A 26,794-nucleotide genomic window follows, 5' to 3' on the forward strand; every position below is an offset into this window, starting at 1 on the left:
GATCGTTGCCGTTTCTCAAGCGCCCCTCGAAGCGCTGCTGCCGGTTGCAATTACGCAGCCGGCGGCGGCAGTTCGGCGACCAGCCGCACGGACGCCGTCAGTTCTTCCAACTGGAAATGCGGCTTCAGGAAGACGGTCGCGTTATACGCACCCGGCTTGCCCGGAATTTCACGCACATCGACGCGCGCTTCCCGCAGCGGGAAACGGGCCTTGGTGCCCTGCGGCGCATCGTCCGTAAGCAACACATAATTGGCGATCCAGGTGTTGAGGTATTCCTCAACATTCGCCGCCGTCAGGAAGCTGCCGACCTTATCGCGCATGATCGCCTTCAGGTAATGGGCGAAGCGCGACGCGGCCAGAATGTACGGCAACCGCGCGGACAGGGCCGCGTTGGCATTCGCGCTGTCCAGATTGTACTTCTTCGGCTTCTGGGCCGTCTGCGCGCCGAAGAAGGCGGCATAATCCGTGCCCTTGCAATGGCAGAGCGCGATGAAGCCCAGGTCCGACAGTTCCTTTTCGCGACGGTCGGTAATGGCGATTTCCGTCGGGCATTTCAGCGCGATATCGCCCTCGTCCGTCTTGAACGTGTGGGTCGGCAGGCCCTTGACGACACCGCCGCCTTCGACGCCGCGGATCGCCGCCGTCCAGCCATAGAGCGAGAACGCGTTCGTGATCCGCTGGCCCATCGCCCAGGCGGCGCTGCCCCACAGATATTTGGAATGGTCGCGCCCGTCGACATCCTCGACGAAATCCATGCCTTCAACCGGAACCGTTTCCGGACCGTAGGGCAGACGCATCAGTGTGTGCGGCAGCGTCAGCACCATGTAGCGGCTGTCCTCGCTGTCGCGGAAGCTGCGCCACTTGATCATTTCGGCGCTTTCGAAAATCTTCGCCAGATCGCGCGGCGTCCCCAAGTCGGTGAAGCTGTCCATATCGAACAGGCGCGGCGCGGCAGAGGCGACCATCGGCGCATGCGCCGCGGCGGCGACTTCGGCCAGTTTCTCCATCAGGGCGAAGTCCTGCGGATGGCGCGAAAATTCGAAATCCGTCACGAGGCAGCTATAGGGATGGCCGCCGAAGGTGCCGTATTCTTCTTCGTAGATCATCTTGAACAGCGCGGATTGATCGAATTCCACCGCCTTTTCAAGATCGCCCAGCACGTCCTTCTTGGAGGCGTTCAGCAGCCGTAGCTTCAACTGGGTGCCCGTCTCCGTATTCATCACGAGATAGTTGAGGCCACGCCAACTGGCTTCCAGTTTCTGGAAGTCCGGATGGTGCATGATCTCGTTCAGCTGTTCGGAAATCAGCCCGTCGATTTCCGCGATCTTCTGATTGATCGCCGCCACCGTGTCGCTGGAAACATCCGTTCCCTCGCCGACGACGGAGTCGATGAACTCCCCGATCAAGTCGCGGGCGTAGGCCTGCTGGCCCTCGTCGCGCGCCAATTTGCCCTCGACCATGATCTGCTCGAGAACGTTGAGCTCTTGGGTTTCGTCCGCCATCCTGTTTCCCCTTCGCCGGGTTCCCCATTACGGGGTTGGACCTAATCGTCCAAACCGTCCAACTACCGTCACTGTTCAAGATCGGCGCGCAGTCCGCGCAGCCGAGTGTTATTCTTCGTCGCCCTTCGAGGCTTCGAGCAGTTTCTTCACTTCCGCCTGCTTGTCGGCGTCTGAGACCATGTCGCGCAGCAGCGCATCCAGATCGTCATTGCCATCCAATTTGGTCAGCAGGTCCGTCAGTCGCTGACGCGCGGCATAGAGCTTGCGCAGCGGCTCGATCTGATTGACGACTTGAACCGGCTCGAAATCTTCCATGGACCGGAAGTTCAGTTCGACATTCATCTTGCCGCCGTCTTCGCTGTCCTCGCCGGCCATGGTGTTGTCCACCTGGAATGCGAGGCGCGGTTTGATGCTGGCCAGAATATCGTTGAAATTGTCGCGATCGATCTCGACGAACTTCCGCTCCTTCATCTTCGGCAGCGGTTGTTCCGGTTTCCCGGACAGATCCGCGATCATCCCCATGACGAAGGGCAGTTCCTTCATCTGGATCGCGTTGCCGATCTCGACATCATAGGTGATCTGTACGCGAGGCGGGCGCACCCGACCGATCTTGTGCTGGATACTATCGGACATCAAAGCCCCCCTTCACCGGCCTCCTACCGGACGTGCCCTGCGATCCGCCCCGCCCTCCGGTGCGGACCACCGATATCCGGCGGCCAATTCTATCGACATATGCCCTCCGCCCGAACACGTCCTTCCATGCCGACGTCGAATCGGTAGAGAGGATTCGCGACCCGTGCGATTCGCTAAACAAGGTAAATGATTATCGGTAACTATTGCAAGCGCTTACACACGGGTTAGGAAATTCGTCATAATTTACTTTGAATCCGCCTCCATCACCTATGACGATTTGGCGAATAGCAGCGCGCGACCTATTTTTCCTTTGAAATGTTTTCAACCTATTGAATAGTATAGTTTTTATCCGCTCTTGGCCGATCATGCCTTTTCCGCCTACACTTGAAAGGCAAGCGCATCGGCACTTGAGAACAAAAGACAACCGGGGCGAGACGAAAGCCCGAAACAGGGACGAGAGGCAGCGCCACCATGAGCGATGACGTAATCGAACTGATCGGAAACGAGAGCCCGACAGGCAGTATCCGTCTGCGCCTAGACCTCGAACTGCCGCATGAACAGGCGTTACAGATCCTTCAAACCGTGCATGACGTGAAAGAACGTCAGGAAAAGGAAGCTGAAGCCGCGCGCCGCCGCGAAGAGGCCGAACGCCGGAAAGCGGAAGCCGAAGCCAAGAAGGCCGCCAAGGCCGAAGCGGAAAAGGCGAAAAAGGCCGCCGCGGCCAAGGCGCCGGCGGAGAAACCGGCTGCCGAACAGTCCAAGTAACACCAGCACCGGACAATTTGGGCGGGATATCCGCCCCGCAAAACCGACAGGATCATAGCCATGGCCACGAAAATTCTTGAGTTCAACGGCAGCGAAACCCTGCCCGCCTCCATGATGGTGAATATCCAGATGGAAATGCCCTACGATCTGGCGATCAAGATTCTGGACCTCATCCAGAAAAACATGCCGGAAGAAGCGCCCGCTCCGGCGTCAGAGGGAAGCGAGAGCTAACCCGTCATCATGGAAATCGGTGTCCCCTACAAACGGCTCGGCCCGGTCGATATCGGACCGAGCCTGGATTTACTGGCGCACCTCACCGACGTGGACTGGGAAAGTAACCGCCTACGTCAGGAATTGCTGGCGGCGTCCCCGCACCGGGGCACGACGCGCTCGATCATACTCAAATACAATTGGCTTCCCTATCAGCGGCCTTGGGGCATTCGCACCATGCGCGAATTGGTCGAAGCCTGGTGCAAGCAGGAAAATGTCGACCCAGTAAATCTGCTGCCGGAAATCGAGCTGGAAACGGATCAGGGCCATGTGAACGTCTTCCCGCAATGGAAAAAGTTCGAACCCGTGATCGGACCGCTGGTGGATAAGGCAGTATCCTATATCGGGGCGCAACGGGGCGTGACGACCCGCATCGCCATTGTCGAAATGGTGCCGAACGGCAAGATCGCCCCGCATATCGATAGCCAGGAGCATGCCGGCAGGGCGCACCGCATTCATATCCCGCTGATCGTCCCACCCGGCGTCGAATACAAAGTCGACGGTAAGAAATTCAAGATGCCGCCCGGTTTTGCCTATGACTTCAACAACAAGCGACAGCACAGCGTGCGCAACAAAAGCCCGCGCCCGCGCATAACGATCCTTCTGGATTACCTGCCCGATCCCGGCCCGCCGAAGCAGACCGCCATCCCTCATTTTTCCTGAATTGGACGACCTGGAGCAAGACCGCCCTGCCCGCACCACCGAGAACCGCTAGCGTTGATACTTGATAAACGGTGTTTTCGTAGCGATGCGATCGTACAATAGTCGGGCCGTCGAGTTGAAGTCCTGCGTCATCCAGTAAACGGTCGACGTGCCGTTGGCGTCGGCGGCTTTGTAGACCGCTTCGATCAACGCACGCCCAATTCCCGTACCGCGCGCGTCGGGATGGACGTAGAGGTCCTGCAAGTAACAGACATCCTCCACCCGCCAATTGTGTTCGTGATAGATTGCGTGAACCAAGCCCAGAACCTTCCCGTCAGCTTCTGCGACAAGGCAGAACCGGCTACGGTGCTGGGGATCGATCAGACGGCCGAACGTCGTCGAATAGACCACCTCCGGCACTGTCGACTCATAGAATTCAAGATATGCCGACCAAAGGTCTCTCCAAACAGGTTCGTCTTCCGGACGTAGAGGGCGGACGGTAATCGACATAAGAAAAGAACCCCTGCTATTTGAGTAACGGTACCGACGGCAATGAGGGGCCGCTTTACCGAAGGGCCTCGGCGGTCAGATCGGAAAGCCGTACCTTCTGCCGTCCGTCGGCATCGAAATTGTCGGGGGCGAGCCATTTCTGAAAGGCCGCTTTCACCGCGGGCCATTCGTGGTCGAGGATCGCGAACCATGCGGTGTCGCGGTTGTGCCCTTTCACGACCGACATTTGCCGGAACGTCCCCTCATACGTGAACCCCAGGCGACGGGCGGCTGCTTTCGACGCTTCGTTCAGGTTGTTGCATTTCCATTCGTACCGGCGGTAGCCCAACTCATCGAAAACGCGCGCCATCATCAGATACATCGCCTCGGTCGAGGCCGGACTGCCCTGCATCAAAGGCGAGAAATGGATATGGCCGACTTCGATCACGCCGTTGGCCGCATCGATGCGCAGGTAGCTCGCAACCCCGACCGCCCTGCCGGTCGCAAGGTCGATGATCGCGTAGAACAACGGGTCCTCGCCCAGACAGGTCTTCGCCATCCAGTCCTTGTAATCCGAGAGAGTCTTGAACGGACCGTAGGGTAGATAGGTCCAGTACCGCGCGTCCGGTGCCGTTTCATTCGCGGCGAACAGATCGGCGGCATGCGCATCGACCGACAGCGGTTCCACCCGACAGAAGCGTCCGGTCATCGCCGCGCGGGGCGGATGGGGACGTTTGACGAAATCGGGAACGGGCGGGCCAATCAACTGGCCCAGATCATTGCGGGTTTCGGACACGAAAACTCTCCGGGAAACAATGGAACATGTCCGGAGAATGCCGTGCGAATGGCCCCACTGTAAGGGCCAAAATCGTTTTTGTGGTAGGTCCACTTCGGAAGTGGGTCAGCCCTTCGGGGCGAAGACGATGCAATCCATGCGCTGCGCCTTCAAGCTACGGCAGGCATTGAACGCGGCCTGCTTGTCGAAACCCGCGATGCGGGACCGATGCAGCTTACCGGATCGGTCGACCACGACGACCGCACCCTCGCCCAGAGAGCCGAGATTCCCGACCGCCTGCTGCGCCACGGTGCGGGCGGATTCGGCGCGGCTGAACGCGCCCACTTGAATCGTCCAGCGGCTTTCCTGAATTTCCGTCAGGTCCATATCGGCCGCCGCATCGCCCTGCGGCTCAAGCGTGTCGGAGACAACCTGCACCTTGGGATCGACTGTGTTCATCGCCACCAGATCGGTCGGGCGCGTATCGCCTTCCAAGACCTTCTCGAAACCTTTGTCGAGCAGCGACTTCATATGCGCATCACGGGACTTCCCGGTCTGACCGCCGAAGACCACGCCGATCAGGCGATGGCCGTGCCGTTCGACGGAGGCCACGAGGTTGAAGCCGCTGGCACGAATATAGCCGGTCTTGATCCCGTCGGTCCCTTCGTAGGACGACAACAGCGTATTGTGGTTTTTGTAGGTCCGCGACCCGTATTTGAAATGGGTGGTCGAGAAATAGGAATAGAATTCCGGGAAATCCGCGCGGATGCGCAGCCCCAGGGTCGCCATGTCGCGCGCCGTCGACAATTGACGCCGGTTCGGCAAACCGCTGGCATTCTTGAAGGTCGTGCGCGTCATGCCGATCTGGCGTGCGCGCTCCGTCATCTTGATCGCAAAGTCGATTTCCGTACCGCCCATGGCCTCCGCCAGAACAACCGCCGCATCGTTGGCGGATTTCGTCACAAGCGCCAGAACGGCATCCTTGACCGCAATCGTCTGACCGCGCCGCAGCCCAAGTTTGGACGGGGCCATGCCTTCCGCCCGACGAGAAACCTTCAGCCGCTGGTCAAGAGTCAGCTTGCCGTCGCGCAACGCCTCAAAGGTCATGTACAACGTCATGATCTTCGTCAGCGAGGCCGGATAATTTCGGGTGTCTTCATTCGACGCGTGCAGAACGCGGCCCGTATCGGCATCGATCACATAGGACGCATATTTCGCCTGCGCGCCACCGGAAGGCAGAACAGCGAATAGCGCAAGTAATACGAAGAGAAGAGCGAAAGTTTTCTGCACGACGTCACCTTATTCTTTCGGAATTCTTCCGCGGCCCAACAGGTGACTTAAAACGTTCCCCCATTTGAACCTGAATCTTTATTACTTTAAGTAACACGCTGTGTCCATTGGAAATTTCATCCTAATTCAATTTAGACATTGCGACGAATCATCTTCCGTCCCATATCCTGCAGGCCCGCGTTGGGAAAAAAGGAAGAAAATCATGGATATGACTCCTGCCATCGGAATGCCGGAAAACGGCCACGCCACCGCCACTTTTTTTTCGCGCATCAAGAGTGCGATGGGAATTTTGATCCTGCCGACACTTCTAGCGGGCTGTGCATCCATCACACAATCCAACGGCGAAATAGACAATCCGGTCCAGCGGCGCGCTGTCTGGTTTTCCTTTATCAGCGGGGAGGACATCCAGCGCAGTTGCGCGTCCGACGGACGGGAGCGGTATCGCCTCGTCTATATCGCAGACCGAACGGTTCAGGTCCGCATTTACGATATCGACCCATTGACGACTCCCAGCCCGCAACAACGCAGCCGTGTCATGACCGTCGCCGCCAGCGATTGGTTTCCCTGGGCGATTACCGAAGACGTCACTCGGCCTTTCCGCCCGCATACCGGCATAACCAACCTCAGCGATGCAGACATGGACGCGTTGCGTACCGCCTTCGCCCAGGACGGTCTGGGGACGCGCGCCCCGCCAATCGGACGAAAAATCGCCGACACATCCTACAGTTGGATGGGATCCGCCTGTATCGGCGGTACGTTCCATTTCCAAGCCTGGGAATACCCGGACGCTGATTACACGGGGCTACGCTTCCCGGAAATGCTGTTCGCAAAGGACCCGACCGGCATTCGGATCGAACCGTCCCCAACAGACGGAAAGCGGCGGGTTTACGACCGCTTCAAACCGCCTGTTTGGGATAACGATCCATGGCGGCATGCCTCCCACTACAATATGGAGGTGCATGAGACCGGCGTTACGATTTCGGACTGACGGCAATCCTCGACAGGGTCAGCGCCCGGCGTCTTCGTCCCGCACAAGGCTTAGCGGTGCGACGCCCGCCGTATCGACGGGCGGGGCGATCAACGTGCTGCCCCAGGGGCCGTCCGGCATTTTCATCGCCAACTGGGTCAGGTTCTCATTCCACCAACGGCGTTGTTCCAGCACGTCATCGTAATCGTATTGGGCTTCCCGCCACTGCCCGTCGGCATTGGTGTAGGTAATCAGGTCGATCGGAAAACCGACATCGACAGCGCTTATACGCGTGGAATCGAAGGACAGATAAGCCAGATTGGTCGCCGTCTTCAAATCGGTTTTTCGGCTTAACGCCCGGTCCAGGATCGGCTTCCCGTAAGTCGTCTCGCCGATCGACAGATAGGGCGTGCGGCTGTCGATTTCGATCCAGTTGCCTTCCGGATAGACCAGAAACGCGGTCGGCTCGTCGTCGTCCGGCAGCTTTCCGGCAATGATCGTATGCAGGTTGAACTTCAGATTCGACCGGTCCAGATCGGCGGAGTCTTCCTCGAACACGCGGCGCAGGTTGTTGCAGTATGTCTGCACGGCGTCGAGCATCGTGCCGAAAGACTGCTTGGCGCCGCCCCGCTTCAGGTCGCGCTTCATATAAGCCAGGGTCTTGTCCCGAAGAGACCGAAGGCCCGACGTCATCGTCAAAACCCGCGCATCGCCGGTGCCGACGATTTCCACCTTGCGCGCGGTCGTCGCCTGTGTTCCCGCCGTGATGCGACCATCGGCCAAACAGACCAAGCCGTCGTTAACCTTGATCGCCAGACAGTACGTCATTTCGAACCAACCTTCTCAATTCCCCAAGCGTCGCAACGGACGCAATACCACATACCATCTTATCCAGCCGAGACTCGGTGTTGGAAACACGTCGAATATCCGTACGACGGCATGTCTCAATTCTGCGCACAACATCCTAAGAAACAAAGATTAATTTTGCGTTTCCGAAAAATTATGTTGCGGTGCACAAAAAATTCTCTTGACCCGCGAACCGTATCGAACCATATACGCCCTACACGTTATGTTGCGGTGCAGCATTTAGAGAATGAGGCACCGGTAGAGAGCGCAGATGAGCTGACGCTCTCGATAAATCGGACCGGCCCGGCAGGAGGTCGGCCTCACTCCAAGGAGATCAGTTATGACCGCTACCGCGAAAAAAGTTACCCCCGCGATCGACACCAAGAAGATCGAAGAAGCCGTTGCCGCCGGCAAGCAGACCGTCGAACAGGCTGTCGCCACCACCAAGGAACAGGTGGAAAAGGCCTCCGCCGCCGCCCTGAAAGGCTATGACGAGTTCGCCACCCTGAACAAGGACGCGATGGATGCCTATGTGAAGGCCGGCAACGTGTTCGCCAAGGGCATGGAAGACCTCGGCAAGTCGGTTTTCGCCTTCGCCCAGACCCAGGCGGAAGCCAATGTCGCGGCCGCCAAGACCCTGATGACCGCGAAGACGTTGAACGACGTTGTCGAGATCCAGTCCGATCTGGCGCGTTCCCAGTTCGACGCCCTCGTCGCCGAAGGCACGAAGGTTTCGGAAATCTCCCTGAAGATCGCCAACGAAACCGTTGAACCGATCCAGGCGCAGATGAACGTCTTCGTCGAAAAAGCGATGAAGCCGATCGCCGCCTAATTCGGCAGGAATACCGATCGCGCTTTTTCGCACGATCGTCAGGACGAGACCCGGTCGCAACGCGGCCGGGTCTTTTCTTTTCGTTACCCGAGGTATCTAAATACGCGAATATCGCTATTTTAGGTGTTTTCCCGACCCAAAGACCGCATTTCCGTTCGACGCGACGGCAATTGGCCGGTTAGTCTTCTCGCCAATACTTTTGCGATTGGGCGATAGGAATAGAATGCGTTTCTCCACAATTGCCATGAAACACGTCATTCTTGCGGGTGTGGCAATCATCGAGATTGTGACGGCGAGCGCGTTCCTCTTTGCCTTCTATTATTACGCCAATCGCGCGGCGGAGGAGCATGCAAGTTCCAGCATCCGATGGGCCTTGGCATCCGTCGAACAGGAATTGTCCCTGTTCGTCGACAAGGTCGAAACCGTCACCGACCTGACGCTCGGCCTGTCGCAATCCGAAATTCTGGACCTCAGCGATTCGGACAAGGTCGAACGTTATTTTTTCGACGCGCTGACGGCGTCCCCCCGTTTCACGGGCCTTTACTACGCCGGTGTCGACGGCTCCTTCATCTTTGCGACCCGGGAAGCGCCGGACCTCTCTGAGGGGGAAGTCTTCGTCCGTCGTGTCGCCGTCGAAAACGGCGAAAAATCGCAGTCCCTCTATGTGCGCAGCCCGGAATTCCGGATAGCGCGCCGCTTGCCGGATCAGGATACGATTTTCGACGCATCCTCCCGCCCGTGGTACAAATCCGCCATGGCCTATCCGGGCGTGCAGTGGACCGATCCCTATATCTTCTACACCTCCAAACGGCCCGGCATCACCGTTTCCAATCAAGTCCGGTCGCCGACAACCGGCGAAATAACTGGTGTCATCGGACTGGATCTCAGTTTCCGACGGCTGTCGGAATTCGTCCGTCGCCTGGAAATCAGCCCCAACGGAAAGGCATTTATCGCCGATCGCGGTGGACGGCTGATCGCTTTCCCTCATGATGTCGCGGATTTGGACGGCGCACCGAACGCCCTGCCTGGTATTGATAGCGAAACCGCCCCGGTCGCCGCCGAGTCCTTCCGGCAGGCCCATTCGACAACGGACCTGCCGTTGATCACCGCGATCGATATCGACGGCACACGCTATGTCGCGGCCATCAATGTCTTGAAGCTCAATCGGGGTGAATGGGTTGTCGGCGCCTATGCCCCGAAATCGGACTTCCTGAATTGGTTCGAAGACGTCACTGTCGCGACTTTCTGGCTTACCCTTCTGTTGACGGCGGTCGGCATGGCCGGTGGCATCGCCCTTTGGCGGACGGTGCAGAAGCGGCTTTCGCGCATCCAGATCGGCGCCGACGCGTTGGTCAACGGTACCTGCCAGCCTTTCGAATACGAACCGACGGGCTTCGTCGAACTGCAAACGACGGAAAAGGCGCTGTCCGATATGGCCCAAGCCATTATCGACCGGGAAAACGCCCTGACGGCCCTCAACGGCAAACTGGCGGAAGTCATGCGCGCGGTCGACAAGATGCCCATCGGCGTCGGCGTCTTCACGCCGCACCAATCCATCCGCTACGTCAACGCGGTGGCGGCGGCCATTCTGTCGCTGACCGGGGATGGGGTTGAAACCTTCGACGATGCGCTGATCGATCGCCTGGACGCGGCCTGCCTACCGGACAGGGGCTCCGCCCCCCTCACCCTACGCGAGGCATTGTCGCGGCAGGAACGTTGGGAAGGCGAGTTCCTGGACAAGGATTTGCTGGGCCGCGACAAGGGCATCGTCTATCGCATGATCGTGGTGCCGCTGTCGCCCATCGGATCGGGAAAATTCGTTCTGGCGGTGGAAGACGTCACGCAGCAAAAAAGCCTGGAACGGCATCTCGTCACCGCCCTGGAAACCGCCACGGAAGCGTCGCAGGCGAAATCGATGTTTCTGGCCAATATGAGCCACGAATTGCGCACGCCGCTGAATTCCATCCTGGGATTCAGCGATACGATCCGGCATGAAATCCACGGCCCGGTCGGCGACCCGCACTATGCCGAATACATCAATCATATCTTCGAAAGCGGGAAGTCGCTTCTCGACATCCTGTCGAACCTGCTGGATTTGACCGCGATCGAAAGCGGCCGGATGACGTTGAAGGCCGATGCCGAAGATTTCTCCCGGATTATCGAGGAAGCCCTTAGCCCGCATCGGACCGCCTGCCGTGCGGCTGGGTTGACTGTTACGCTGAATCTCCCTGATTCCTCGCCGATTCAGGCCGATGCGACGAAACTGCGGCAAGCCGTGGGCAACCTTATCCAGAACGCCGCCAGATACGCCACGGATGCGTCGCAACTCACCGTAACATTGCGCGATTTGCCGAATGGCAGGGTCGAGCTAACCGTGGAAGACGACGGCGTCGGCATCCCCGAAGAACGCTTCGACCGGGTGCTGCAGCCGTTCCGGCGATCGGTGGAAAATTCCCATGTCGCGGCGACGGATGGCGTGGGCCTGGGCCTGCCGATCGCGAAAGCGATTTTCGAACTGCACGGCGGTACCTTGAAACTGAGTCGCGGACTGTCCGGGAAAGGCCTTCGCATCATCGCGACGATACCGCGCGGCGGTGTTCCGCAGAACAAGACGTCGTGATCCGTCATCTTGGCGGTCCACCAGCTTGGTGATTTTCTTTGCTTCGTCCCGGTACGATTGTTATAAGCGCCCTCGATTTTCCCGACACGCGTGGATATCCCGGTGTCCTGATCCCGGCCGGGCCGGGGTCCGGCCTGTCAGAAATACCACGCCCGACGAAACACACGGAGCAGGCACGACATGGCAAAGCTTTTGATGCCCAAGGCAACGGCGGTATGGCTGATCGACAACACCGCGCTTTCCTTCGAGCAGATCGGCGCTTTCTGCGGCCTGCACGAGTTGGAAGTCCAGGCCATCGCCGATGGTGAGGTCGCGGTCGGCATGCACGGGATCGACCCGGTGCAGAACGGCCAGTTGACCCTGGAAGAAATCAAACGCTGTGAAGCCGATCCGCTGACCGATCTGAAGATCGCGAAAAGCGACATCCCGCAGCCGGTCATTCGCCACAAGGGCCCGCGCTACACCCCGGTGTCCAAGCGCGCGGACAAGCCGGACGGCATCGCCTGGCTGGCCAAACACCACCCGGAGCTGGCCGACGCCCAGATCAACCGCCTGATCGGCACGACGAAGCCGACGGTTGCCGCCGTACGCGACCGCACGCATTGGAATTCCGCCAATATCCGCCCGCGCTCGCCGGTTGAGCTGGGCCTGTGCACCCAGACGGAACTGGCCATCGAAATCGACAAGGCCATCAAGGCGGGCCGCAAGCCCCTGGAACAGCCGATCGTCGAAGCGGTCAGCGACGAGCCCGACTCGGGCGGCTGGGAAGGCCTGGAATAAGGCGCGAGATCAAAGGGCGGCATCAGCCGCCCTTTTCTTTTGCCCCAACGGTGGTTGGGCTACCGGGGCGCAAGCCCTTCCAGTTCCGTCGGTACGGTTTCATCCAACATGTCCTGTGCAACAAGGCCGCCTATCGTGGCGGCCAGGATGACACCGGGATGGAAGGCGGCGATGTATAGGCACGGAGATCCCGGCACACGCCCGACAATCGGACCACAGCCAACCTGAACGGGCCGCATGCCGACCTGAACCGAATCGAGCGTCAACGCCTCGCCGCCCGTCAGCCCGGTCGCCAAGGCTTTTCGCAGACCCGTTGCCACCACCTCCGGCCCACAGTCAGAACGATCCCCCTGATAACTTTCCGCCGTGACGAGATAGTTCGGCGTTTCCATCCGGGCCTCGAATTCCGGCGACTCAACGATCCGATTTAGAATTGGCACCGGCGACCGGAACCGCGTCAGGATCGACGGCGACGCTTCCAAAGGGAGGATTAGTCCCAATGGTCGGCACAGATCCGCGACCGCCGCCCCGGCTGCCAGCACTACCCGGTCGAATTCAGCGCGGTCGTTCCCCAGCCAAAGTCGAACCCCGCCGGTCGGCAGCGGTTCGATATTGTCGACCGCCTGTCCGACGCGCAACGCCGCGCCCGCCTCCATCGCGGCCGCGGCGAGAACGCGGGCCGATACGCCGGGCCGCATCATCCCGTCTTCCGGGGCGAATATCGCCAAGGCCGGAGGCGACTTCAGCGTCGGTTCCAATCGGGCGACCTGCGCCGTATCAAGCAAGGTGACACGATGGTCCGCGCGCTTTAAATCGGCGAACCGCGCTTCGGTCCGGCCCGGATCATCGGACCAGGACAGCGCGCCTTGCCACGCGATGTTTAGGCGCCCGTGGAGCCGGTCGTCCAATTTGCGATAGTCGTCGATCACCCGATGTTTGAAGTTCGCACCGGGACCGTCGGGATCGGCCAGCGCCACATTGATCCAGCCGAAGGCGCGATCCGTGACACCGGCCCCCGGACCGGCCGCGTCGATCAATGTCACCGACGCACCGCGTGCCGCCAGGAAATACGCGATGGCGCTGCCGACGATCCCCGCGCCCACAATCGCGATACGGGGCGCGGCTCTCATATCAGCAGTCCCGCAGCACCTTCGTGGCGCAATAGGGCGACCTTCGTCTCGACGCCGCCGCGCCCGGAAAATCCGCCCAGCTTTCCATCGGCCGCCAGGACGCGGTGACAGGGGATAATGATCGGGATCGGATTGGCGCCGCAGGCTTGGCCGATGGGCTGCGCCGGAACGCCCAGATCCTTGGCGATGTCGCCGTAGCTGCGTGTCTCGCCGAAGGGAATGGCCAGCATCGCGGCATGGACGGATTGCTGGAACGTCGTGCCCGCCGGATTGAGCGGCAGATCGAACACGGTCAAATTACCGGTAAAATAGGCGCGCAACTGATCGACGGCGGCCTTCAGGATTTCCGTTGCCGGTTCGATGATCGGCCCGTTCTGCCAATCCAGTCGAATGATCGCACCATCCGCTTCCTCTACCACGAGGCCGCCGACGGGACTGTCGATCCGGGCCTTCATCTCAATAGGGACAGTTGGACTTGCCGCAGTTGGATATCCCGTCCACCGCCACATAGGACTTGCAGACCGGACATTGTTCCGTGTCGCCAACCGATCCGTCGGATGCCGATTTTCCGCCCGCGCGGTCGCGCATGGATTTACGGATACGCTCGCCCATGGTGCGTTCCATGGGGCGACGGCGGCCTTCTTCCACCCGGTTGCGGCGCTCCAGATAACGGAACCCGAACCAGACGACGGCGACCAGCAGGACAAGGACGGCGACTTTCAGAAACATGCAATAGGTCTAAGAGCCGCCGAGATCATAGTCAAACGCTTCGCGCGACCCTTATTCCCAATAGTCGGGACCGATGGTCGAAATCGCATTTGAAACGTTCGGATTGTGCAGATCGATTTCACACCGATCTGGATCGTTTAGAAGCGCCAAGGCGAATTCGTTTCCCGGATCGGACCGGAAATTCTCCATGAACGTGCCACTGTCATAGGCTGCTTGAAGGGCGGTCTCCAACTTATCGTGTAACGCCCGATTGTCCTTTCGAACGTATAGGAAATAGTCCTGTCGATAGGAGAAAAGGACACTGCCTTCTATCGAAAATGACCGTCCGGACGCACGCTCCCTCGCCAGTTCGGCCTCGACTTCCTGTATGCCGCGATTGAGCCCATCGAAACGCCCAGCTTCCAACATGCGCCAAAGGCCCTCATACGATGCCCGCGCCACGGGAAAGCCCGCCGCTTCAAACACATCCGAATCCGGCCAATCCGTGCCGGACCCGATGGTTATTTGCGTTCGCAATGTCTCAAGATCACAGGGTAGCGGTTTGCCCTCGTTCCATCCGGATCGGATTACGAGAACGCGCTTGCCCAACAATCCGCGCGTTAATGGAATCGCGACCTGCAGGAATCTGTCTTCCCGATCCCGGCTATTGGCGGAGATAACAACATCGAACGACGGTTCATCGTCGGCATCTTCATCCGAGCCGTGTTCCAACAGATAGAACAGCCGCTTTTGCCGTGTGTTCTCCAAAAATGTCAGGTCGAGAGAGGTGTCTGTCGGGAAGAAAGTCAGCGCCATTCGAAGCACGCCGATTTCGTAACTTATGACGTGTTCGTCGCCAGGCTGCAGGCCCAACCGGACGCTTTCCCCTTGCGCCGCACCGAAACCGACAAAAATAAAAATATTGATGAAAAACAAAAATACGAAACGGTACATAACAACCCGCGAAACTTAGTTTTCCACCCACCCCTATTTTGGGGGAAATCTTCGCGGAAAGTCTATTTCTATAATCCGATTTTTTGCCAATATATCCGTTCTTCAAGTCGATCCATAGCCGCATCCGCCAAATCGCCGATTTTCTGGTCTCCACCGAGACCGATCAATCTCTGAATCCGCGATTTCGGTTTGGAGAAGCTGCGGAAGCGGGTTTTGTCGCCGAAACGCGCTCGCATCACGCTGCGGCAATCGCCCAGCCCGTCGACAAGGCCTAGGCCAACGGCTTCCCGACCAGTCCAAAATGCCCCGGTGAACAAGTCCCGCGCATCGGTCAATTTTCCCGTCCGGCGCTTTTCGATCCAGGTTTTGAACTGGTCGTGCAGATCAACCTGAATGCGCTTCAGGATTTCCAAATCCGCCTTCTTTTCCGGCTGGAAGGGATCGAGGATTGCTTTTTCCGTGCCGGCGGTGTGAACACGCCTTTCGATGCCCAGCTTTCCGATGGCATCGACGAAACCGAACCCGGCGGAAACGACACCGATAGACCCGACGATGGATCCCGGCATGGCGTGAATTTCATCCGCCGCGCAGGCCAGCCAATAGCCGCCGGACGCCGCCGCGTCCTCGCAAAAGGCAAAGACCGGGACGCCCTTCTCTTCCGACAGCGCCCGAATGCGCGTTGCGATCAGGTCGCTCTGCACTGGCGAGCCCCCAGGCGAGTTTATTTCCAGCGCCACCGCCGCCACACCGCGCAGGGAAAATGCCTGCCGCAATTGCGGCGCCACGGAATCCAGGGTCAGGCCGCGTCGCCCGACACCGCCCTTCCCGATCACGCCTTCCAGCCGCACAACGGCGACGACCGGAGTCCGGTTCATATAGGGTAACTTGGACAGGAGAGTGTCCAGACCAGATTTCGGCTGAACACTGGCGGCGGCATTGTTGGTCGAATGTGTCATCGCAGGATCATTTGGCCTTGGCCGCGATCGGATACAAGACCCATCCCCCAAGAAGTGCCTACATCGGCGCCTGTTCCTGCAATGGATCGCGTTCTTTCAGGATACGGCGCAGCTTTTCCAGACCGTCGCGCAATATCTGTTCGGTCCGTGGCGGTCCCAGACAGACCCGCACCGCAAAGGGCGCCCGGTCCCGGCCGATGCTGAATCCATGGGCGGCGGACAGGACGACACCTTCTTCCTTCGCGGCATCGACGAATTGGCTGGCATACCAGGGTTCCGGCAGATGCAACCAGGCATGCAAACCGCCGTCCGGCAGGTCGATATTCAGTCCGGAAAAGACTTCCGCCGCAATCGTCCGACGCCGCGCGGACAAACGACGGGCTTCATCGGCAAGCCGGTCCGCCGTGCCGTCGAGAATCCAGCGCGACGCGATTTCCACGGTGATCGGGGATGCCATCCAGGTCGATCCGCGCACCCCGGCGGCAATGGCGCTGCGCGCCCGGGTCGGTCCGTGGACATAACCGACGCGAAGACCGGGGGCCAATGTCTTCGACAGCGATGTGATGTAATAGCCATGATCCGGCAGCATCGTGCAGATCGGCTTCGGCGCATTGTCCGGCAACAATCCGAAAAGATCGTCTTCCAGCAACGGCGTATCGAATGTCTGGACGATTTCCGCGATTTCCTCGCGCCGTCTCTGGGACATGGTCACATTGGTCGGGTTTTGCAGCGTCGACACGCAATAGATCGCATCGATACCGCCTTTGGACAGAACCTCCCGCAGCGCATCGGGGTTCAGACCTTCCTCGTCCAAGTCGACCGGCACCAATTCGATGCCCATCAAACGGGCGATAGCACGCAGTCCGGGATAGACCATCCGTTCCGTCGCAACACGACCGCCGCTGGGGCACACCGCCGCGAGGCTCGCAAGAATACCGTTATGCGCGCCGGAACACAGGACCAACCTATCGGCGGATGCCTCTAGACCGCGCTTACCCAGCCACTTGATCGCGGCGGTACTGGGCATGCCGTCGCCCGTTGGCGATTGATAGTACAAGAGACGCGTCAAATTCGGGTCCGTCACCAGATCCGCCAGAGTGCGACGCAAATCGGCCTCCCCGGAATCGCAGACAGGATAATTGAACTGCATCTGAATTGGTTGGGCCGGATCGTCTTGCGGTCCGTTGGTTCCGGGGGCCGGGGTCAACGTATACCAGTCCGTGGACATGCCATCGATACGAAACGGATTCAGGTTCGCCTGCTGATCGCGGACAAAGGTGCCGCGCCCGACCTCCCCGCCGATGACGCCGCGCCGTTCCGCTTCCTGATAGGCGCGGGTGACGGTGCCGATGGTGACACCCAGCTTCCAGGCCAGATCGCGTTGCGTCGGCAGTTGGTCGCCGACCTTCAGTTTCCCCGTACGAATGTCCTCCGCCAGGGCCTCCGCAATGCGTTTGTATTTCGGACCCTCGCGGCCTTCCAGCGTCGGAGTCCAAATGTCATGATTTATTGTCATGGTGACAATGTAACATTTGACGGGGACAAAGAAAAGGTAATATCGATTTTATCGAGACAATTTCGTCTCATCTAGGCAGACAGGAGAATTTGTATGGGTACAATTCACTCTTTGCCTGGATCGATCGGGTTCCCTCGAGGATCGGACCGCTCCGGGCATGACAGTGCCGAGGCCACCACGACCAAGGGCGTCTTCCGCCGTATCGTCGTGGGCGTCTGGAGCGTCCTAATCAACATGCAGCGCCGATACGAGATGCGACGGGCCTTGCTCGATCTCGACGACCGCGCGCTGAAGGATCTTGGCCTGACCCGTGAGGACGTCACGCGTGAGGCGGATCGGATGATCCGGTTCGGTTAGCCCCCCTATCTGACCGAAACGGATATCAGAACGGCCCGCCCCGCCCCCAATGAGGCGGGCCGTTCCTTTTTCCGATCCCGCATAGTTCCGACTATAATGCCGATTGAACGAAAGGCCCCCATCATGCCGCAGCCGACGAAAGCCCAACTGGAATCCGCATTCGACACCGTCTACGACGTGTTCAAGGGTACGCCGCAATACAGTTGGCCGCTGCTGAACCAGCGCCTGGATTGCGAAATCTGGGTGAAGCATGAAAACCACACGCCGGTCGGCGCGTTCAAGATTCGCGGCGGTCTCGTTTATATCGGTGACCGGGCGAAATCGGGCAACAAGCGCGGCGTCATTACCGCGACGCGTGGAAACCACGGCCAATCGATCGCGACCGCCTGCGCCCGGCACGGCATCCCTTGCACCATCGTCGTTCCGGAAGGCAACAGCGCGGAAAAGAACGCTGCCATGGCCGCCCAGGGCGGCAAGATCGTCACCCATGGCCACGACTTCCAGGCGGCCGCCGAACATGCCCGCGACCGGGCGGCGGCGGATGGTCTGGACATGCTGCCCAGCTTCCACGAGTTGCTGGTCCGGGGCGTCGGCACCTACGGTATGGAACTGCTCGGTACCGTTCAGGACCTGGACACGGTCTATGTGCCGATCGGCCTGGGGTCTGGGATCAGCGGCATGATTTCGGCCCGCGACGCGCTGGGCCTGAAGACGAAAGTCGTGGGCGTCGTATCCGACGCCGCCCCGGCCTATGCCTTGAGCTTCGAAGCGGGCAAGCCCGTTTCCACCAACACCGCCGACACAATGGCGGACGGCGTCGCCTGCCGCGTGCCGGTAGATGAGGCGCTGGAAATCATTCTGAAGGGTGCCGACCGGATCATCCGCGTGTCCGATGACGAGGTTCGCGACGCCATGCGATGGTATTATCGCGACACGCATAATATCGCCGAAGGCGCCGGGGCGGTACCGCTGGCCGGCCTGGCGCAGGAACGCGCCTTGCATCAAGGGAAGAAGGTCGGCGTCGTGCTGACCGGCGGTAATGTCGACCGCGACGTCTATGCCAAGATCCTTGCGGAAGGGGAGGTTTGACATGTCACAGATACACGATGACTACGACGACTTGGCCGCCTTGCTGCAGCAAGCGTTGAACGGCAGCCTGTCCTTCCACAAGGGGTTGGCCGACCGGCCCGTCGCCGCCCGAAAACAGGATACCGGCCTGCCGCAGGAACTGCCCAGTACCGGTGTCGGCGGGGCGGATGCCCTGACGGACTTTCTGGCACGATACGGCGATCGTTTGTCCGCCAGCGCCGGACCGCGTTTCCTGGGTTTCGTGACCGGCGGCACGACCCCCGCCGCCCTTATCGGGGACTGGCTGGCCGCGTCGGTCGACCAGAACAGCGCGTCGCCCGGCGATTCCGTGGCGACCGCCGTCACCGTCCAAGCGCTGGATTGGCTGAAGCAACTCTTCAATCTGCCCGCCGCCGATTTCGACGGCGCCTTCACGACCGGGGCGACCGCCGCGAATTTCGCCTGCCTGCTCGCCGCCCGCGAATGGGCGGGAGAACAAGCCGGTTACAATATTGCCCAAAAGGGTTTGGCCGGCGGCCCGACGATCCGCATCTACAGCGCCTGTCCGCATGCCAGTTTCGTGAAGGTAACCCGCTTCCTGGGCCTGGGTCAGGACGCCATCGTCCCGGTCGACCGCATCGGCGATACGGAGGCAATGGACCCGGATGCGTTGGACCGCGCCCTGGCCGCCGCGGATCCGGCGGAAGCCAAAATCGTCTGCGCCAGCGCCGGAACGGTGACGACCACGGCTTTCGACGACCTGATCGCGATATCCGCCGTATGCAAGCGCCATAATGCCTGGATGCATGTCGATGGCGCTTTCGGCCTATTTGCCCGCACCGTGCCGGAACTGGCCGGGCGCACCGCCGGGGTCGAATTCGCGGATTCCATTACCGTGGACGGCCATAAATGGCTGAACGTGCCTTACGACTGCGGTTTTTACTTTACGCGCCGGATCGACTTGATCGAACGGGCAGCCGGGGCGATGCCCGCCTATCTGGATGTCGCGGGCGGCGGTTTGCCGCATTACATGAACCGCGCCTTGGAAGGATCGCAACGCTTCCGCGCCCTGCCCGTCTGGCTGACCCTCGCGGCCTATGGCGCGGACGGCGTCCGGCAGATCGTGCGCAACAACTGCCGTCAGGCCGGTTTGCTGGCCGCCTGGGTCGAGCGCACGGACGGTTTCGAGTTGCTGGCCCCGACCAGCCTGAACATCGTCTGCTTCCGGGGCGTACCGCCCGACGGCCATTCCGATCCCGATGGCTGGAACCGTGCCTTACTGAGCGCGATCAACGATACGGGATTGGTTTACCTGACCCCCGGCGCCTATGGCGGCAAAGGTGGAATCAGGGCAGCGTTTTCCAACTGGATGACCCGGGACGACGACCTGGACGCGGTGACACGGGCACTGATTATGGGTCGGGAGACAGTCCTTACCGAAGAACGGGAAGACGCATGACGAAAAGCCTGCCGCTATATCAGTTGGACGCCTTCGCCGAGGCCCCTTTCGCAGGAAATCCTGCCGCCGTCGTTCCTCTGGACGATTGGCTGCCCGACACGGTGCTGCATGCCATCGCGGCGGAAAACAATCTTTCGGAAACCGCCTTTTTCGTGCCCATCCCGGATACAGAACAAGCGGATTTCCACCTGCGTTGGTTCACGCCGACGGTAGAGGTAGACCTGTGCGGTCATGCGACCCTGGCAACGGCGGGAACACTGTTCGATCATCTGGGCTTCGAAAAATCGACGGTCCGGTTCAAGTCCCAGTCGGGCACGCTGACCGCGACCCGTCAGGGCAACCGCGTCGAACTGGACTTCCCCGCCCGACCCGGCACGCCGACCCGTGTCCCGGACGGTCTTGCGGCAGCCCTGGGCGGAATCGAACCCGTCGGTTTCCTCCGGGCTATGAACAATATGGCGGTGCTGCAATCGGAAGCGGAAGTCCGCGCGGTGAAGCCGGACCTTGCCTATATCGCCGCATTGGACGGCGACGGGCTGATCGTCACCGCGCCGGGAGAGGACGGCGACGTCGCTTCCCGTTACTTTGCCCCCCATGCCGGGATCGACGAAGACCCGGTCACCGGATCGGCCCATTGCACCATCGTGCCCTATTGGGCCGAACGCTTCGGCGGGAAGACACAGCTTCATTGCCGGCAGGTTTCGGCGCGGGGCGGCGATTTGTTCTGCGAACTGGCCGGGGACCGCGTGCGCATGGCGGGGACGGTGCGCCTATATCTGGAAGGCCGCATCCATGTCTGATCCGCTGGTCATCCTTCAGGAAATCGACCCGGCGGGCCAGGACCCGGTCCTGGCGAAGATGCTGTTGGTCGAATATGCCGAAAGCCTGGGTTTTTCCCTGTGTTTCCAGCAGTTCGACGAGGAATTGGAAGGCTTCCCCGGCAAATATTCACGGCCCGAGGGAAACTTCTGGCTGGCACGGGTGGACGACAGTCTGGCCGGATGCATCGCATTGCGGCCCTATGGCGACGGAACGGCGGAAATGAAGCGCCTATATGTCCGTCCCGGTTTTCGTGGGCACCGTCTGGGGACGCGGCTGACGAAGACCGTCATCGACTATGCCAGGAAAGCCGGGTACTCGGCGCTGCGCCTGGACACGGAACGCGAAAAGATGCGCGAGGCCCAGGCGATTTACAAACGCCTCGGTTTCGTTGAACGCGATCCCTACTACGAGGCGGACAGCATCGATCTCGTTTTTTACGAAAAGCCCCTCACTTAAGAACAATTCGCATTCTCGCTTGATCCGCGAAACGGCACCGCCTATCCTCGGGCCATGGGCCGGTACGGCCCGCCGTCCGCGCCCCTATGGGTATGGTGAACGTATCGAAATTCCTCTTTCCTGACCTTTATGATCACGGCGGGAAAGTCGGCAAGGCGGACACCGGCACCACACTCCCGCCCTGTCGAAGGATCAGGATCATGCGAAATTTCAAGGACGCCAAATTGATGGCGAAGGCACTGCGCAGCGCGATGGAGACACGCGGCGTTCACTTGACGCATAGCGAAACGCTGGAAATCGTCGCCACCCAATTCGGGTTCGAAAACTGGAACGTCTTTTCGGCCCGGATCGATCCCCTACCCGATCCGGATGGGATCAGTTTCACCGGCACCGCGCCGGTCCTGCGCAGCTTCGACGAGGCAAAGGCGAAGGAATTCTATATCGACTATCTGGGCTTCACCCTGGATTGGGAACACCGTTTCGAACCGGGCATGCCGCTGTATTTTCAAGTCTCGCGCAGCGGTTTGACCCTGCATATCAGCGAACACCACGGCGACGCCACACCGGGCGCAACGGTCTTCGTCACCATGACGGGGATTGAGGACTATCACCGGGAACTGCACGCGAAATCCTACGCCAATCTGCGGCCCGGCATTCAAAACCAGCCCTGGGGCCGGGAAATGACGTTGACGGACCCGTTCCAGAACCGCCTGCGTCTGGACGAACGACCGCGTTAGGTCGCGGTGTCGACGGTCTGTGCCTTCAACGCTGTTTCCCAATCCGCACGCAGGCGCGGACCGTCGCCCGTGAAAAAGTCTTCCGTTTCGGTGCAGGACTGCATCCGATCCAACCGGAAATGCCGGAAATCCGCGCGCATCTCGCACCAGGCGATCAACATCGCATTGTCTACGTAATAGATCAGCGCCAAGGGCCGCAGCGTCCGGCGGGTTATGCGCCCGTCGGCATCCCGATAATCGACCGCCAATTTCCGTTCATCGCGGATCGCCGCCCGCACCAGCGCCATATCCGCATGCTCCGGCTGGTCGATCCCCCAGTTCGACGCGATCAGATAGCCGGAGTCCGGGGCCGCATCGTGCAGTTTCCGCGCCGCGCTGCGCGCCGCTTTCCACAGGGCCTTATCGCCGGTCCGGGCGATCAGGCTCAGCCCGACGGACACGGCCTCCGCCTCCTCAGTATCGAAATTCACCGGCGGCAGGTCGTATCCGCGCCGCAGCACATAGCCGATACCGGGCTCACCAACGATCGGTGTGCGCATGGCCTGAAGGTCCGCGATATCGCGATAGACGGTTCGGGTCGATACCTCCAGCATCCGCGCGATTTCCGCGCCGGGCAGCGGCGCTTTCGCCGCCCGCAGAATTTGGATGATTTCGAACAGCCGCGTGGTTTTTGACATTCGGTCCCCTTCCGTATCCGGCGGAAAGCAAACACCACTGACGCCTAGTTGTCAGCATGTCTCTGATATCTCTTCGGTCCCGAAACCGATGGAGAACCGACCATGCGCGCCCCTATTCCCACCCTGGCCCTATCCCAACACACGGCCGGTGTGATTTTCATCACGATATCCGCCGTCGCGTTCAGTTCGGCCGGTATCTTCACGCGCGGCGTGGAGGCCGACGCCTGGAGCGTCATCTTCTGGCGCGGCCTATCGGGCGCGGGCTTCATTCTGGGATATCTAGCCGGACGTGGGCAGTTGTGGCGAGAAGTCCGCGCCGTGAACGGCCCAGCCATCGCGGCGACTGTGCTGTTGGCCCTGGGCGCGGCAGCCTTCATCACCGCATTCAAGTATACCAGCGTCGCCAACGTCACCGTGATCTATGCCACAACGCCGTTCCTGGCCGCGGGCCTATCCTGGATTGCGTTGAGCGAAAGACCCAGCGCGCGCGTCATGCTGGCCAGTACCGTTGCTTTCGGCGGGATCGCGCTGTTGCTGTCGGACGAGATCGGCGCGGGATCGATGCTGGGAAACGCCCTGTCCGTCTGGATGTCGGTCATGGTCGCGGGCTGCATGGTCGTCTATCGCCGCTGGCCGTCCACATCGGCGACAACGCCGGTCGTCTTGTCGTCCATCCTGGTGCTGCCCACCTGCCTGATCTTCGGAGACCCGCTGACGATCGCCGACCGCGATCTTGTCGCCTTGATCGCCTTCGGCTTCGTCTTCTCGGTATCGCTGGTGGCGATGAACGAGGGCGCGCGTCGCCTGCCGTCCGCCGAAAACGCGCTGCTATCGACGATGGAAACGCCGCTGGCCCTCGTGCTCGCCTACCTGATCCTGTCGGAAGTACCGACGCCTCGCACGATGGTCGGGGCCTCTATTGTTCTGGCCGCCGTCCTGTGGTCGCAGACCCGCCGCCGCGCGGTCGCTTGCCCGGAAGGTTAGACCTTCACCCGGTCGGCCTTCGGATCGTATAGCGGCGCGAGCTGTGCCTTGGCGGGATATCGTTTCCAGGCGATTTCGACCTCGTAGGAACCGCTGTCGATCCAATCCTTGGTTGCCTTGCCGCCGTCGCCGTCCGGGCAGGTAATATAGCCCATGCCGATGGACTTGCCGATGCGATGACCCCAGGCGCCGGACGTCGTGGACCCGACGATGGTGCCGTTCCGATAGATCGGTTCCTCATGGAACATCATCGGCGCGGTATCGCCGTCGTCGTCCAGGACGATCTGCACCATTCGGCGCGCCGGAATTCCCTGTTTTTTTTGCGCGACCAGCGCGGCCCGCCCGATGAAATCCGGCTTGTCCCAGGCGACGGCGAAGCCCAGCCCCGCCTGGACCGGCGAATCTTCTTCCGCAATGTCATGGCCCCAATGGCGGAAACCCTTTTCCGTGCGGCAGACGTTCAGCGCGAAATAACCTGCATGGGTCAGGCCGAATTCGGTCCCGGCCTCAACCAGCCGGTCATAAACATGGGCGGCGAATTCTGCGGGGATATACAGTTCCCACCCCAGTTCCCCGACATAGGTGATGCGCCCGGCCTTGATCTTGGCATAACCGAGTTCGAGGTCCTGCATCGTGCCGAAGGGAAACGCCTCGTTCGACAGGTCCGCGCCGGTCAGTTTTTCCAACAAGGCGCGGCTGTTCGGGCCCATCAGGCCCAGCATCGGCAGGCCGGAGGTGATGTCCGTCGCGATGCAATGGGCGTCTTCCGGAATATGACGCTTCAACCAGGCGAAGTCGCGCACCTGCGCCGCCCCGGCGGTCACCACCATGTATTCCGTTTCGGACAGACGGGTGACGGTCAGGTCCGCCTCGATCCCGCCGCGCTCATTGCACCACTGGGTGTAGACCATCTTGCCCGGCGCGACGTCGACCTGATTGGCGCAGATGCGGTTCAGGACGGCGCAGGCATCGCGCCCTTCCACCCGGAACTTGGCGAAGCTGGATTGGTCGTAGAGCGCGACCGCATCCCGCGTCGCGCGGCATTCCGCGCCGACATGCTCGAACCAGCCCGGTCGGCCGTAGGAATAGTCGAATTCCCGCGCCACGCCGTCAGGCGCGAACCACATCGGGCGTTCCCAGCCCGCCGTTTCGCCCCAGACCGCCCGCGACGCGTCCAACCGGTCGTGGAACGGCGTGCGGCGAACGCCGCGTGCGCTGGTCGTCTGGAAATTCGGCCAGTGCATGGCATAGAGCAGACCCAGCGTTTCCGTCGTCCGGTCGCGCAGATAGGTCTTGTTGTTCTGGAAGCGCGCCATGCGGCGCACATCGACATCGGCAAGATCCATCGGCGGATGCCGGTCGCGAATCCAATCCGCCAGGACCTTCCCGACCCCGCCGGACGACTGAATGCCTATGGAATTGAAACCGCAGGCGACGAACAGATCGCGGACCTCCGGCGTTTCGCCCAGCAGGTAGCGATCGTCGGGGGTGAAGCTTTCCGGCCCGTTGAAGAACAATTGAATACCCGCCTGTTGAAGGATCGGCAGGCGTTCCATGGCGAATTCCAACACCGGTTCGAAATGTTCGATATCCTCCGGCAGGGTGTCGAATTCGAAATTCTCCGGGATGCCGTTCATGCCCCAGGGCTTCGCATTCGGTTCGAACGCGCCCAGCAGGATCTTCCCGGCGTCTTCCTTGTAATAGGCGTATTCGTCCGGAATACGCATGACCGGCAGGTTGGCCGGAACGCCGTCCATCGGTTCCGTCACGATGTAGAAATGTTCCGCCGCGTGGAGCGGCAGGTTCACCCCGACCGACGCGCCCAGATCGCGCGACCACATGCCGCCGGCGATCACGACCGTCTTGGCGCGGATTTCTCCCTTGTCGGTCAGGACGCCGACGGCGCGACCGCCTTCCACCAAAATCCGTTCTACCTTGGTCTGTTCGAAGATTTTCGCACCGCGCATCTTCGCGCCCTTGGCAAGGGCCTGGGTCGTATCGATCGGATTGGTCTGGCCGTCCTTCGGCAGCAGAACTCCGCCGACGATATCCGTCGTATCGACCAGCGGATACAGACGTTTGATGTCGTCGACGGACAGGACCTCGACCTCAAGACCGAAGCTTTTGCCCATGGAGGCGCCGCGCAGAAATTCCTCGAACCGCGCCTGCGTTTTCGCGACGCTGATAGACCCGTTCTGCTTGAACCCCGTCGCCTGCCCGGTTTCCGCCTCCAGCCCCGCAAACAGTTCGGAGGTATATTTGGCGAGTTCCGTCATGTTGCGGGTCGCGCGCAGTTGCCCAACCAAGCCCGCCGCGTGCCATGTCGTGCCGCACGTCAGTTGCTTGCGTTCGCATAGAACGACATCGGTGATGCCGATTTTCGTCAGGTGATACGCGATCGAACAGGCGGCGATTCCCCCACCGATAATCACGACCTCCGCCCGGTTCGGAAAATCCGCCATACCCCACATCCCTTTGCCAAAATATCGCTGTAACAGCATGCCCCGCCCGGCTGTCAACCGGCAACCTCACCGATCCATGCCACTTCCTAAACGCTTT

At 60.5% G+C, this 26,794-nt stretch carries 28 protein-coding genes; 14 read left to right on the top strand and 14 right to left on the bottom strand.

Features of this window, described 5'->3' with window-relative positions:
* Positions 1 to 50: 50 nt before the first annotated feature.
* Both tssC and tssB read right to left on the bottom strand, forming a co-directional pair.
* The gene (tssC, locus tag HH303_RS07685; protein ID WP_169624645.1) at positions 51 to 1,502 is read right to left on the bottom strand and encodes a type VI secretion system contractile sheath large subunit; all 1,452 of its coding nucleotides are present in this window, start codon (positions 1,500 to 1,502) and stop codon (positions 51 to 53) included.
* Between the two features lie 108 nt (positions 1,503 to 1,610).
* Positions 1,611 to 2,135 carry a type VI secretion system contractile sheath small subunit gene (gene tssB, locus HH303_RS07690; RefSeq protein ID WP_169624646.1) on the bottom strand — a complete coding sequence of 175 codons (525 nt, stop codon included), beginning with the start codon at positions 2,133 to 2,135 and terminating at the stop codon, positions 1,611 to 1,613.
* Positions 2,136 to 2,606: 471 nt separating this feature from the next.
* Here tssB and HH303_RS07695 point away from each other — a divergent pair, with 471 nt between their 5' ends.
* From HH303_RS07695 to HH303_RS07705, 3 genes are read left to right on the top strand one after another with little or no spacing between them, the layout of a single operon-like run.
* Positions 2,607 to 2,900 (top strand): hypothetical protein, encoded by a 294-nt coding sequence (locus HH303_RS07695; protein ID WP_169624647.1) that lies wholly within the window; start codon positions 2,607 to 2,609, stop codon positions 2,898 to 2,900.
* 60 nt (positions 2,901 to 2,960) lie between these two features.
* Positions 2,961 to 3,131, top strand: coding sequence for a hypothetical protein (locus tag HH303_RS07700; protein ID WP_169624648.1), 171 nt, complete (start codon positions 2,961 to 2,963; stop codon positions 3,129 to 3,131).
* A gap of 9 nt (positions 3,132 to 3,140) precedes the next feature.
* Positions 3,141 to 3,833, top strand: coding sequence for an aspartyl/asparaginyl beta-hydroxylase domain-containing protein (locus HH303_RS07705; RefSeq protein WP_169624649.1), 693 nt, complete (start codon positions 3,141 to 3,143; stop codon positions 3,831 to 3,833).
* Between the two features lie 48 nt (positions 3,834 to 3,881).
* On the opposite strand, the gene HH303_RS07710 is transcribed toward HH303_RS07705, so the two are convergent.
* The 3 genes from HH303_RS07710 to HH303_RS07720 form a co-directional block, all read right to left on the bottom strand.
* On the bottom strand, positions 3,882 to 4,322 hold the full coding sequence (locus HH303_RS07710; protein WP_169624650.1) for a GNAT family N-acetyltransferase: 441 nt from the start codon (positions 4,320 to 4,322) through the stop codon (positions 3,882 to 3,884).
* A 55-nt stretch (positions 4,323 to 4,377) separates the two neighbouring features.
* On the bottom strand, positions 4,378 to 5,097 hold the full coding sequence (locus HH303_RS07715) for a GNAT family N-acetyltransferase (protein WP_319637342.1): 720 nt from the start codon (positions 5,095 to 5,097) through the stop codon (positions 4,378 to 4,380).
* 105 nt (positions 5,098 to 5,202) lie between these two features.
* Complete coding sequence (locus HH303_RS07720; protein WP_169624651.1) at positions 5,203 to 6,366, bottom strand: serine hydrolase; 1,164 nt, start codon at positions 6,364 to 6,366, stop codon at positions 5,203 to 5,205.
* Between the two features lie 202 nt (positions 6,367 to 6,568).
* Here HH303_RS07720 and HH303_RS07725 point away from each other — a divergent pair, with 202 nt between their 5' ends.
* Positions 6,569 to 7,354, top strand: a complete 786-nt coding sequence (locus tag HH303_RS07725; protein ID WP_169624652.1) for a hypothetical protein — start codon at positions 6,569 to 6,571, stop codon at positions 7,352 to 7,354.
* Between the two features lie 18 nt (positions 7,355 to 7,372).
* Here HH303_RS07725 and HH303_RS07730 read toward each other — a convergent pair whose 3' ends face one another.
* A complete protein-coding gene (locus HH303_RS07730) occupies positions 7,373 to 8,161 on the bottom strand; it encodes a peptidase (protein WP_169624653.1) in 789 nt (262 codons plus the stop codon).
* 358 nt (positions 8,162 to 8,519) lie between these two features.
* On the opposite strand from HH303_RS07730, the gene HH303_RS07735 reads away from it, so the two are divergent.
* The 3 genes from HH303_RS07735 to HH303_RS07745 all read left to right on the top strand — a co-directional run bounded on the left by HH303_RS07735 (position 8,520) and on the right by HH303_RS07745 (position 12,411).
* Entirely contained in the window at positions 8,520 to 9,011 is a 492-nt protein-coding gene (locus HH303_RS07735) for a phasin family protein (protein ID WP_169624654.1), read from the top strand.
* A gap of 223 nt (positions 9,012 to 9,234) precedes the next feature.
* Positions 9,235 to 11,631: a sensor histidine kinase gene (locus HH303_RS07740; RefSeq protein WP_169624655.1), complete on the top strand. Its 2,397-nt coding sequence runs from the start codon at positions 9,235 to 9,237 to the stop codon at positions 11,629 to 11,631.
* A 180-nt stretch (positions 11,632 to 11,811) separates the two neighbouring features.
* Entirely contained in the window at positions 11,812 to 12,411 is a 600-nt protein-coding gene (locus HH303_RS07745) for a DUF1013 domain-containing protein (protein ID WP_169624656.1), read from the top strand.
* Positions 12,412 to 12,470: 59 nt separating this feature from the next.
* Here the strand turns inward: HH303_RS07745 and HH303_RS07750 are convergent, their stop codons facing one another.
* The 6 genes from HH303_RS07750 to HH303_RS07775 form a co-directional block, all read right to left on the bottom strand.
* Positions 12,471 to 13,541: an NAD(P)/FAD-dependent oxidoreductase gene (locus HH303_RS07750; protein ID WP_169624657.1), complete on the bottom strand. Its 1,071-nt coding sequence runs from the start codon at positions 13,539 to 13,541 to the stop codon at positions 12,471 to 12,473.
* Positions 13,538 to 13,996: a methylated-DNA--[protein]-cysteine S-methyltransferase gene (locus HH303_RS07755; protein WP_169624658.1), complete on the bottom strand. Its 459-nt coding sequence runs from the start codon at positions 13,994 to 13,996 to the stop codon at positions 13,538 to 13,540. The genes HH303_RS07750 and HH303_RS07755 overlap by 4 nt, the downstream gene beginning before the upstream one ends.
* Position 13,997: 1 nt before the next feature.
* Positions 13,998 to 14,270, bottom strand: coding sequence for a hypothetical protein (locus HH303_RS07760; RefSeq protein WP_169624659.1), 273 nt, complete (start codon positions 14,268 to 14,270; stop codon positions 13,998 to 14,000).
* Positions 14,271 to 14,321: 51 nt separating this feature from the next.
* Positions 14,322 to 15,122: a hypothetical protein gene (locus HH303_RS07765; protein ID WP_169624660.1), complete on the bottom strand. Its 801-nt coding sequence runs from the start codon at positions 15,120 to 15,122 to the stop codon at positions 14,322 to 14,324.
* Between the two features lie 149 nt (positions 15,123 to 15,271).
* Positions 15,272 to 16,159, bottom strand: a complete 888-nt coding sequence (locus tag HH303_RS07770) for a S49 family peptidase (protein WP_169624661.1) — start codon at positions 16,157 to 16,159, stop codon at positions 15,272 to 15,274.
* 58 nt (positions 16,160 to 16,217) lie between these two features.
* A complete protein-coding gene (locus tag HH303_RS07775) occupies positions 16,218 to 17,675 on the bottom strand; it encodes an aminotransferase-like domain-containing protein (protein WP_169624662.1) in 1,458 nt (485 codons plus the stop codon).
* Positions 17,676 to 17,768: 93 nt separating this feature from the next.
* Here HH303_RS07775 and HH303_RS07780 point away from each other — a divergent pair, with 93 nt between their 5' ends.
* The 6 genes from HH303_RS07780 (at position 17,769) to HH303_RS07805 (ending at position 22,574) form a co-directional block, all read left to right on the top strand.
* Positions 17,769 to 18,032, top strand: a complete 264-nt coding sequence (locus HH303_RS07780) for a DUF1127 domain-containing protein (RefSeq protein ID WP_169624663.1) — start codon at positions 17,769 to 17,771, stop codon at positions 18,030 to 18,032.
* 123 nt (positions 18,033 to 18,155) lie between these two features.
* Positions 18,156 to 19,121, top strand: a complete 966-nt coding sequence (locus HH303_RS07785) for a threonine dehydratase (RefSeq protein ID WP_169624664.1) — start codon at positions 18,156 to 18,158, stop codon at positions 19,119 to 19,121.
* Between the two features lies 1 nt (position 19,122).
* Positions 19,123 to 20,559: a pyridoxal phosphate-dependent decarboxylase family protein gene (locus tag HH303_RS07790; RefSeq protein WP_169624665.1), complete on the top strand. Its 1,437-nt coding sequence runs from the start codon at positions 19,123 to 19,125 to the stop codon at positions 20,557 to 20,559.
* On the top strand, positions 20,556 to 21,359 hold the full coding sequence (locus tag HH303_RS07795) for a PhzF family phenazine biosynthesis protein (protein ID WP_169624666.1): 804 nt from the start codon (positions 20,556 to 20,558) through the stop codon (positions 21,357 to 21,359). Before HH303_RS07790 ends, HH303_RS07795 begins: the two co-directional genes overlap by 4 nt.
* Positions 21,352 to 21,837, top strand: coding sequence for a GNAT family N-acetyltransferase (locus HH303_RS07800; protein WP_169624667.1), 486 nt, complete (start codon positions 21,352 to 21,354; stop codon positions 21,835 to 21,837). The genes HH303_RS07795 and HH303_RS07800 overlap by 8 nt, the downstream gene beginning before the upstream one ends.
* 200 nt (positions 21,838 to 22,037) lie before the next feature.
* On the top strand, positions 22,038 to 22,574 hold the full coding sequence (locus HH303_RS07805; RefSeq protein WP_169624668.1) for a glyoxalase superfamily protein: 537 nt from the start codon (positions 22,038 to 22,040) through the stop codon (positions 22,572 to 22,574).
* Here the strand turns inward: HH303_RS07805 and HH303_RS07810 are convergent.
* Positions 22,571 to 23,251: a helix-turn-helix transcriptional regulator gene (locus HH303_RS07810; RefSeq protein ID WP_169624669.1), complete on the bottom strand. Its 681-nt coding sequence runs from the start codon at positions 23,249 to 23,251 to the stop codon at positions 22,571 to 22,573. The genes HH303_RS07805 and HH303_RS07810 overlap by 4 nt on opposite strands.
* Positions 23,252 to 23,353: 102 nt before the next feature.
* Between HH303_RS07810 and HH303_RS07815 the strand changes: the two genes are divergently transcribed.
* Positions 23,354 to 24,235: a DMT family transporter gene (locus HH303_RS07815; protein ID WP_169624670.1), complete on the top strand. Its 882-nt coding sequence runs from the start codon at positions 23,354 to 23,356 to the stop codon at positions 24,233 to 24,235.
* Here HH303_RS07815 and HH303_RS07820 read toward each other — a convergent pair.
* On the bottom strand, positions 24,232 to 26,697 hold the full coding sequence (locus HH303_RS07820; RefSeq protein ID WP_169624671.1) for a GcvT family protein: 2,466 nt from the start codon (positions 26,695 to 26,697) through the stop codon (positions 24,232 to 24,234). The two genes, HH303_RS07815 and HH303_RS07820, sit on opposite strands and share 4 nt — an antisense overlap.
* Positions 26,698 to 26,794 lie beyond the last annotated feature (97 nt).

Source organism: Pacificispira spongiicola (assembly GCF_012926505.1).
GTDB classification, from domain to species: Bacteria; Pseudomonadota; Alphaproteobacteria; order UBA8366; family Aestuariispiraceae; genus Pacificispira; species Pacificispira spongiicola.